We start from the raw sequence: 312 nt of genomic DNA, 5'->3' as shown, positions 1-312 counted from the left end.
TTCAGCCAGCTCCGGCTTCAGCAGGTCCGCCGGGCGGCAGGTCACCGGAGCGCCCCCTTCCAGCACGCGGGCCTGTAACGCGGCGTTCACCGGCACCGGGGTGTGGCCGTATTCGCCTTTCAGAATACCGGCGGTTTCTTTGGCAATGGTTTTGTAGCGTTCGCCCGTCAGGACGTTGAGCACCGCCTGGGTGCCGACAATCTGCGAGGTGGGGGTCACCAGCGGGATAAAGCCAAGGTCCTCGCGCACGCGGGGGATTTCCGCCAGCACCTGGTCGAGTTTGTCCGCCGCGTTCTGCTGCTTCAGCTGGCT

1 pseudogene is annotated in these 312 nt (G+C 65.4%); it reads right to left on the bottom strand.

The features are described from left to right. A pseudogene (locus tag NAZ64_RS22440) lies at positions 1-312 on the bottom strand (sodium-extruding oxaloacetate decarboxylase subunit alpha); the annotation flags it as partial.

This window comes from Salmonella sp. A1325, from assembly GCF_056991255.1.
The sequence above is the reverse complement of the archived record's forward strand: the minus strand, read 5'-3'. Positions and strand labels throughout refer to the sequence as shown.